Annotated in this window: 7 protein-coding genes; 2 read left to right on the plus strand and 5 right to left on the minus strand. The window is 68.4% G+C overall.

The genetic code is table 11. The features are described 5' to 3' along the window. Positions 1-130: 130 nt before the first annotated feature. The gene (locus WAE60_RS10330) at positions 131-1,519 is read right to left on the minus strand and encodes a glycoside hydrolase family 47 protein (RefSeq protein ID WP_337686170.1); all 1,389 of its coding nucleotides are present in this window, start codon (positions 1,517-1,519) and stop codon (positions 131-133) included. Between the two features lie 284 nt (positions 1,520-1,803). On the opposite strand from WAE60_RS10330, the gene WAE60_RS10335 reads away from it, so the two are divergent. Beyond that, positions 1,804-2,682, plus strand: a complete 879-nt coding sequence (locus WAE60_RS10335) for a 3-hydroxybutyryl-CoA dehydrogenase (protein ID WP_029907907.1) — start codon at positions 1,804-1,806, stop codon at positions 2,680-2,682. Positions 2,683-2,685: 3 nt separating this feature from the next. Here the strand turns inward: WAE60_RS10335 and WAE60_RS10340 are convergent, their stop codons facing one another. Together WAE60_RS10340 and WAE60_RS10345 are read right to left on the minus strand one after the other, a co-directional pair. Further along, the gene (locus tag WAE60_RS10340) at positions 2,686-3,066 is read right to left on the minus strand and encodes a type II toxin-antitoxin system VapC family toxin (RefSeq protein WP_337686172.1); all 381 of its coding nucleotides are present in this window, start codon (positions 3,064-3,066) and stop codon (positions 2,686-2,688) included. Beyond that, positions 3,050-3,571, minus strand: a complete 522-nt coding sequence (locus WAE60_RS10345) for a hypothetical protein (RefSeq protein WP_337686173.1) — start codon at positions 3,569-3,571, stop codon at positions 3,050-3,052. Before WAE60_RS10345 ends, WAE60_RS10340 begins: the two co-directional genes overlap by 17 nt. Between WAE60_RS10345 and WAE60_RS10350 the strand changes: the two genes are divergently transcribed. Further along, positions 3,564-5,840 carry an arylsulfatase gene (locus WAE60_RS10350; RefSeq protein ID WP_337686176.1) on the plus strand — a complete coding sequence of 759 codons (2,277 nt, stop codon included), beginning with the start codon at positions 3,564-3,566 and terminating at the stop codon, positions 5,838-5,840. The genes WAE60_RS10345 and WAE60_RS10350 overlap by 8 nt on opposite strands. 150 nt (positions 5,841-5,990) lie before the next feature. On the opposite strand, the gene feoB is transcribed toward WAE60_RS10350, so the two are convergent. Together feoB and WAE60_RS10360 are read right to left on the minus strand one after the other, a co-directional pair. Continuing rightward, entirely contained in the window at positions 5,991-7,877 is a 1,887-nt protein-coding gene (feoB, locus tag WAE60_RS10355) for a ferrous iron transport protein B (protein ID WP_337686178.1), read from the minus strand. A gap of 4 nt (positions 7,878-7,881) precedes the next feature. Next, a complete protein-coding gene (locus WAE60_RS10360; protein ID WP_337686181.1) occupies positions 7,882-8,229 on the minus strand; it encodes a FeoA family protein in 348 nt (115 codons plus the stop codon). Positions 8,230-8,363: the final 134 nt, after the last annotated feature.

Below are 8,363 nucleotides of genomic sequence, written 5' to 3' on the forward strand. Positions count from 1 at the left end.
CCCCAGCCCCCCGAGGTCGACGCTCCAGGGCGCCGTCGCCGGTCAGCCTAACCCAGAGTTGAAGGTTTTCAATCTATAGAGACAACCACTCTCGCCAAAGGCGCATGGCCGGTCGCCGCGATCCGCGCCCTCACGCCGTCCTGAACCCGCGCAGCACATTGGCCTCGGTGCTCAGCTGCAGCTGGGCGTAGTCGATGCGCGGCGTGTCGGAGAACAGCAGGTAGTAGTACTTCATCTGCTCGGACCACCAGTAGCCGGGGCAGTTGTCGCCCTGGGTCATCGGCCGGGTGGTGATGTCCTTCAGCGCCGTGTAGCCGAAGGCGGCGCGGCTGGTGGCCTTCATCTCGCGATAGTGGATCGCCGCCAGCCGGCGATAGCGGTCGTCGCCGTCGTCCAGCCACAGGTTCAGGCAGGCGTCGGGATATTCCGGACGCAGGCCGGTGTGCTTGCGGCGCGGCTGGGCCGTGGTCACGTCGATGGACTCGGGGATCACCCCGAACGTCTCCTGGAGGTAGGTGAACGAGGCCAGGTAGTCGTCGCCCTGGACCTTGCGGCCGATCTGGCTCAGCAGGCCGGCATAGTAGCAGGCCAGCTCGCTCTGGGCCGTGGCGGTCACCGCCCCGGTCTCGAAATCGACCATCGGGAACCACAGCCGGCCGTCGTAGCGCTTGGCCTGGTGGGCCAGCTGGGCGTCGATGCACTCGACCGCCCAGCGCTGGCAGTCGGCGTCGGCGAACAGCTCCCAGCCGTCCTGCAGGTACTCGTAGAAGCTGTCGGCATAGACGTCGATGCTGGCGTTGCGGCTGGTGAACTCGCCGGTCACCGCGTGGATGTTGGCGGCCATCAGGCCGATCTTCGAACGGCGGTCCAGGGCGTGGCGCATGGCCCGCTTGGCCATGTCGAAATACCTGCGGTCGCCGGTCAGCTGGCTCAGCACCCCGAACTCGGACAGGTAGGTGCCGATCTCGGCCAGGTTGGTCTCGGGGTCGCTGGACGCCCCGGTGCGCAGGTTCACATAGCGATACGGCAGGCCGTGCGGCGAGGCCTCGAAGGCCTTGGCCAGGCGGTCGGCCAGGTCGCGGGCCTTGGCCAGCAGCACGGGATCGCCGCAGGCCAGGTGGGCCGAGAGGAGGCCGCCGACCAGGCGGATGTTGGTCTCGAAAACCTGCGCATTGCCGTCGACGTCGAAGTCGAGGTTCTGCTTCACCCAGTCGACGCCCGCCTGGAACTCGGCGTCCAGCCCCATGATCCACAGGGTGTCCAGCGCCTCGACCAGCGACAGGCCCAGGTCGTGGCCCTCGACGAAGAACGACGATGACGTGCCGCTGACCGGATTGATCTCGTCCTTGCCCCAGGCCTTGGCGACATAGCCGCGCCAGGCCCACTGGAACTCGGAGCGGACGTCGGCGGCCAGGGTCTTCCAATCCTCGGCGGGAGCGGCGGCGGCGAAGGCGGGGGTCGCGGCGGCCGAGGCGACCAGGGCCAGGGCGCGACGGCGGGAGGGGCGGAAGCTGTGCATGGCGGGAGCCTATCTCATTGCTGTCGTCCCGGAAGCCTCGCAGAGGCTGTCCGGGATCCAGGGCGCCGGGCTGATGCTTTGCGGGTTCAGCTGGGCCCGGACAAGCGCCGCGCGCTTTCCGGGACGGCAACCGCATCCACAACCCTGGAGAATAGCCCCTGCGGCGTTTCCGCTGCGTCGCAGCAAAGCCTTGGCGACGACGGGGTTGGTCGTGCTAGAAAAGCCGGCATGAACTCGGGCACGGCGCGTGACGCCCTGCCTCGCCTCGAACAAGGCTAGTCTGAATGACGGATATCAAGACGGTCGGCGTGATCGGCGCGGGCCAGATGGGGTCGGGGATCGCTCATGTCGTCGCCCTGGGCGGCTACGACGTGCGCCTGCACGACGTCTCGCGCGAGCGCATCGACGCCGGCCTGGCCCTGGTCGAGAAGAACATGGCCCGCCAGGTGCATCGCGGCATCATCGACCAGGACGCGATGGACGCGGCCCTGAAGCGGATCACCGCCGCCGAGGACCTGGCCCTGGTCGGCGCGACCGACCTGGCCATCGAGGCGGCCACCGAGAACGAGGAGATCAAGAAGTCGATCTTCCGCGGCCTGCAGCCCCACCTGGGCCCCAACACCCTGCTGGCCTCGAACACCTCGTCGATCTCGATCACCCGGCTGGCCAGCGCCACCGACCGCCCCGAACGGTTCATCGGCCTGCACTTCATGAATCCCGTCCCGCTGATGAAGCTGGTCGAGATCATCCGCGGCATCGCCACCGACGTGCCGACCTACGAGCGCGCCGTGGCCTTCGCCAAGTCGCTGGGCAAGATCACCAGCAACGCCGAGGACTTCCCCGCCTTCATCGTCAACCGCGTGCTGGTGCCGATGATCAACGAGGCGATCTACACCCTGTACGAGGGGGTCGGCACGGTCGACGCCATCGACACCGCCATGAAGCTGGGCGCCAACCATCCGATGGGCCCGCTGGAGCTGGGCGACTTCATCGGCCTGGACACCGTGCTGAGCATCATGAACGTGCTCTACGAAGGCCTGGCCGACAGCAAGTACCGCCCCTGCCCGCTGCTAGTGAAGTATGTCGAGGCCGGCTGGCTGGGTAAGAAGACCGGCCGAGGCTTCTACGACTACCGCGGCGACGTGCCTGTGCCGACGCGGTAGGGGCTACCAGAGCGTCGGGACGCCGTAGGCGACGAGTTGCGGGTCGCGGGTGATCACGGTGGCGTTCTCGACCATTCCCTGGGCGGCGATCAGACGGTCGAACGGATCGCCGTGCTGACGAGGCAGCCGGCCCGCAGTCACGGCGTGGCGGGTCTCGACAGGTAACCAGGTGAAATCGAGCGCACGCACCGCATCCTCGATGTCGGCCGGCAATAGCTGGATTTCGGCGCTGCGGGGTCGCTTGAACTCGATTTCGTAGGCGCAGGCGGCGCTGACGAAGACTTCGTTGTCGATGTCCTTGAGCAAGGCGGCGAGTCTCGAAGGCAGACGCCGTGACTGGCTCAGCGCCCAGATGACAGCGTGGGTATCAAGCAGCAGCTTCATCGTCGGTCGGGAAGATCGGCCCGTCGACCGCGGCCAAGGTCTCGGGATCGGGCCCGATGAAGAGGTCTTCGGGCAGGTCGAGGTTCAGGTGGTCCCAGATCCCAAGTTGACGCTCGCGTTTCGGCGAGGCCGTGTCTGGGATCGAGGCATTGTCCGGGACCGGCGACGGCGTCGCGACCGCCAGCACCTCGCCGTCGCGTGTCAACTCCACGACTTCGCCAGCCTGAAGATGCGCCAGGAACTCGGCCAGATCGGCCAGTTCGTTGATGTCGACCCGGGTCGTCATGACGCGAGCATAACATCGGAACACAACCAGAACAACACCCGTTCCGCCCCCGCTCTTGGGGGACACGATGGCCTCGCGAACCTCGAGACCCGGAATGCCGAGACCGCCGAATAAGGTGTTTCCCCCGCGTCCGGAGGGGTTCGCCCAATGGCGTTTTTCCCGTGGACCGGCCGAATCCTCTCCCTGCCAGACGCCGTCAGGGAGCTTCGCCGTGTCCACGCCCGATCACCTTCCGCGCCCCGATTTCCGCTTCACCGGCCAAGTCGGCCGAACCTTCAAGGACTCCGATCCGGCCCAGTTCCCCCAGCCCGTGCAGCCGCCGCCGGGCGCGCCCAACATCGTGCTGATCCTGCTGGACGACGTGGGCTTCGGCCAGTTCTCGACCTTCGGCGGCGGGGTGCCCTCGCCCACCATGGACCGGCTGGCCAAGGAGGGGATCCGCTACAACCGCTTCCACACCACGGCCCTGTGCAGCCCCACGCGGGCGGCCCTGATCACCGGCCGCAACCACCACTCGGCCACCTTCGCCGGCATCACCGAGGCGGCCACGGGCTTCGACGGCTACACCTGCGTCCTGCCCCGGAACTGCGGCACGGTGGCCGAGGTGCTGCGCCAGAACGGCTACATGACCGCGTGGATCGGCAAGAACCACAACACCCCCACCTGGGAGACCAGCCCCGCCGGTCCGTTCGACCGCTGGGCCAACGGCCTGGGCTTCGACTATTTCTACGGCTTCAACGCCGGCGACATGAACCACTGGCACCCGGTCCTCTACGAGAACCACAACCTGGTCCCGGCCTCGGACGATCCCGACTACCACCTGACCGAGGACCTGGCCGACAAGGCCGTCGAGTGGGTCAGGCGGGTGAAAAGCATCGCGCCCGACAAGCCCTACTTCCTGTATGTCGCGCCCGGCGCCACCCACGCGCCGCACCAGGCCCCCAAGGCCTGGATCGACCGGTTCAAGGGCCAATTCGACGACGGCTGGGACGCCTATCGCGAGAAGACCCTGGAACGGCAGAAGGCGCTGGGCGTCGTGCCGCCCGACACCCAGCTGACCGAGCGCTCCAAGGGCCTGCCGGCCTGGGGGGGCCTGAACCCCGACCAGAAGCGCCTCTACGCCCGGATGATGGAATGCTTCGCCGCCTACGGCGCCCAGGTCGACGAGGCCATGGGCCGGGTGGTCGACGCGGTGAAGGACCTGCCCGACGCCGACAACACCGTCATCCTCTACATCGCCGGCGACAACGGCTCGTCGGCCGAGGGCGGGCTGGAGGGCTCGCTGAACGAGAACCTGTTCTTCAACGGCTTCCCGGAAACTTGGCAGGACAATCTCACGGCCATCGACGAGCTGGGCGGGCCCAAGCACTTCAACCACTTCCCCTCGTCCTGGGCCCACGCGATGAACACGCCGTTCCAGTGGACCAAGCAGGTGGCCAGCCATTTCGGCGGCACCCGCAATCCGCTGATCGTCAGCTGGCCCAAGAGGATCAAGGACAAGGGGGCCCTGCGCGACCAGTTCCTGCATGTGATCGACATCGTGCCGACCCTGTACGAATGGGCCGGGATCACCGCGCCCCTGGAGCTGAACGGCGTGGCGCAGAAACCCATCGAGGGGATCAGCTTCGCCTTCACCGCCGACGACGCCGAGGCGCCCAGCCTGCGCCGGACCCAGTATTTCGAGCTGGGCTGCAACCGCGGCCTCTATCACGACGGCTGGATGGCCTCGGCGCCGTCCTTCGTGCCCTGGCAGCCGACCCGCGACGAGAACTGGAATCCCGACAAGGCCGTCTGGGAGCTCTACAAGGTCGACGAGGACTTCTCCCAGGCCAGGGACCTGGCCAAGGACCACCCCGACAAGCTGCGCGAGCTGCAGGACCTGTGGTGGGCCGAGGCGTCCAAGTACAGCGTCCTGCCGCTGGACTGGCGCGCGACCATCCGCATGAACGCCGAGGCCATGGGCCGGCCCAGCCTGATCGGCAAGCGGACCAAAGCCGTCTACTACGAGGGCATGACCGCCCTGCCCGGCGCGGCCTGCCTGCCCATGCTCAACAAGTCCTGGACCATCACCGCCGAGGTCGACCTGCCGGACGACAAGGCCAGCGGCATGATCGTCACCCAGGGCGGCTCGGAGGGCGGCTACGGCCTCTATCTGCGCGAGGGCCGGCCGGTGTTCGTCTACAACTTCCTGGGCCAGGAGCGGCCCACCTTCGCGGGCGAGACGGCCCTGCCGGCGGGCAGGTCGACGATCGAGGTCGCGTTCAAGTACGACGGCGGCGGCATGGGCAAGGGCGGCGCGTTCACGCTGAAGGCCGGCGGCAAGACGGTCGCGGGCGGGCGCATCGAGCGGTCGGTCCCGATCCAGTTCGCCATCTTCGAGGGCCTGGACATCGGCCTGGACACCGGCTCGCCCATCGACTGGACCTACAAGCTGCCGTTCAGGTTCACCGGCAAGGTCGAGAAGGTGACGATCGAGCTGGGCAAGTGAGGGTTCTTTGAGTTGTCATCCCGGAAAGCGCGCAGCGCTTGTCCGGGACCCAGGGGCAGCCGCACCGCATCAGCCCAGTCTCCTGGGTCCCGGACAGCCTCTGCGAGGCTTCCGGGATGACAACGGTTTGGGTTGCGGGAATAGAAGCCCCTACCCCGCCCCCATCGCCACGGCCACGTGGTAGACGGCGAACGAGGCCAGATAGGCCAGGGCGGTCATGTAGACGAACATCACCGTCGGCCAGGTCCAGCCGTTGGTCTCGCGCTTGACCACGCCCAGGGTGGCCATGCACTGCGGGGCGAAGACGTACCAGGCCAGGAACGACAGGGCCGTGGCCAGCGACCACTGGTGCGACAGCAGGGTGCTGAGCGCCTCGTGGGAGTCGGCGTCGCCGCCCACGGCGTAGACCGTGCCCAGGGCCGCCACCGCCACTTCGCGCGCCGCGAAGCCGGGGATCAGGGCCACGGTCATCTGCCAGTTGAAGCCGATGGGCTGCATGACGGGCGCGATCAGGTGCCCGATGCGGCCGGCCAGGCTGTAGTCGATGGCCGGTCCCGTCGCGCCCTCGGGCGGATAGGGGAAGGTCGACAGCACCCAGACCACGATCATCAGCGGCAGGATGATGCGGCCGGCGCGGCTGAGGAAGATCTTGGCCCGGGTCCACAGGTTCATCGCCACGTTGCGCGGCTCGGGCCAGCGGTAGGTCGGCAGCTCCATCATGAACGGCTCGACCGTGCCCCGCCAGAACACCCGGCGGATCACGAACGACACCACCAGCGCGCTGACGATGCCGGCGGCGTAGAGGCCGAACATCACCAGGCCCTGCAGGCTCAGCACGCCCCAGACCTTGGTGTGGGGGATGAAGGCGGCGATGATCAGGGTATAGACCGGGATCCGCGCCGAGCAGGTCATCAGCGGGGCCACCAGGATCGTCGTGAGCCGGTCCTGCTTGTTGTCGATCACCCGCGTGGACATGATCCCGGGGATGGCGCAGGCGAAGCTGCTGAGCAGCGGGATGAACGCCCGGCCGTGCAGGCCCGCCCCGCCCATGATCTTGTCCATCAGGAAGGCCGCGCGGGTCATGTAGCCGCTGTCTTCCAGCAGCAGGATGAAGAAGAACAGGATCAGGATCTGGGGCAGGAAGACCAGCACGCTGCCCACCCCGGCGATCAGGCCGTCGGTCAGGAAGCTGGCCAGCAGCCCCTTGGGCATGTGCTCGCCGATGAAGCCGGCCAGGGCCTGGAAGCCCCCGTCGATCGCGTCGGCCGGCACGGTGGCCCAGGTGAACACCGCCTGGAACATCACGAACAGCAGGGCGAACAGGATGATCAGCCCGCCGACCGGGTTCAGCAGCACCGCATCGACCTTGCCGGTGACGGTGTCGGGGCGTTCGGGCGGCTTCACGCAGGCCTTGAAGATGCGCTGGGCCTCGGCGTGGGCGGCGCGGATCTCGCCGGCGGTCGGCTCGCGCCAGACGTTGTCGTGCGTGCCCTCGTGGCTGGCGGCCAGGGCGCTGGCCTTCTCGACCAGCTCGTCCAGGCCGCGCTTGCGGGTGGCCACGGTGGTGGCGATCGGCGCGCCGATCTCGGTGGACAGCCGCTCCAGGTCGATGCGCAGGCCCTGCCGCTGGGCGATGTCGAACATGTTGAGCGCCAGCACGAACGGGCGGCCCACCTGCTTCAGCTCCAGCACCAGGCGCAGCACCAGCCGCAGGTTGGTGGCGTCGGCCACGCAGATCAGGACGTCCGGGGCGGCTTCGCCCGACAGCTTGCCCAGCACCGCGTCGCGGGTGACGATCTCGTCGGGGCTGCGGGCCCGCAGGCTGTAGGTGCCGGGCAGGTCCAGCACGTGGGCGCCGCGGCCGCCGGGCAAGGTCAGCACGCCCTCCTTCCGCTCGACGGTGACGCCGGCGTAGTTGGCGACCTTCTGGCGGCTGCCGGTCAGGGCGTTGAACAGGGCGGTCTTGCCGGAATTGGGATTGCCGACCAGCGCCAGGCGCGCGGGGCCCTGGGGGGCTTTGGGGACAGCGTCGGTCAAGGCCTCAGATCTCTTCGAAACGGACGGTGACGGCGGCGGCCTCGCGGCGGCGCAGGGCCACGCGCATGTCGTCGATCCGCACGGCGATGGGGTCGCGGCCGAACAGGCCCTCGTGCAGCACCTCGAACGCGGCGCCCTCCACGAAGCCCATCTCCAGCAGGCGGCGCTCCAGCTCCTCCGGATCGATCGACTCCGACCGCCCCGTCTCGCCGCCCACCCGCACGATGACCCCGCGCTGCCCTTTGCGGGCCGTGCTGAGCGGGCCTTCCGCGCCGCGCGCGCCCAGGGGGGCGCCCGAGGCGGAGTCTGGGAGGTCGATGACTTCGGAAGCTAGGCTGAGAGCGTCGGACATGATCGCACCGGAAAAACTTGCGAACGATTATCAGTCCAAGGTCACGCTGTCATGCGGCGATTGGGCGGCGGGGGGGGGGGGGGGGGGGGGGGGGGGGGGGGGGGGGGGGGGGGGGGGGGGGGGGGGGGGGGGGG

This window comes from Caulobacter sp. CCG-8, from assembly GCF_037402475.1.
GTDB lineage: Bacteria > Pseudomonadota > Alphaproteobacteria > Caulobacterales > Caulobacteraceae > Caulobacter.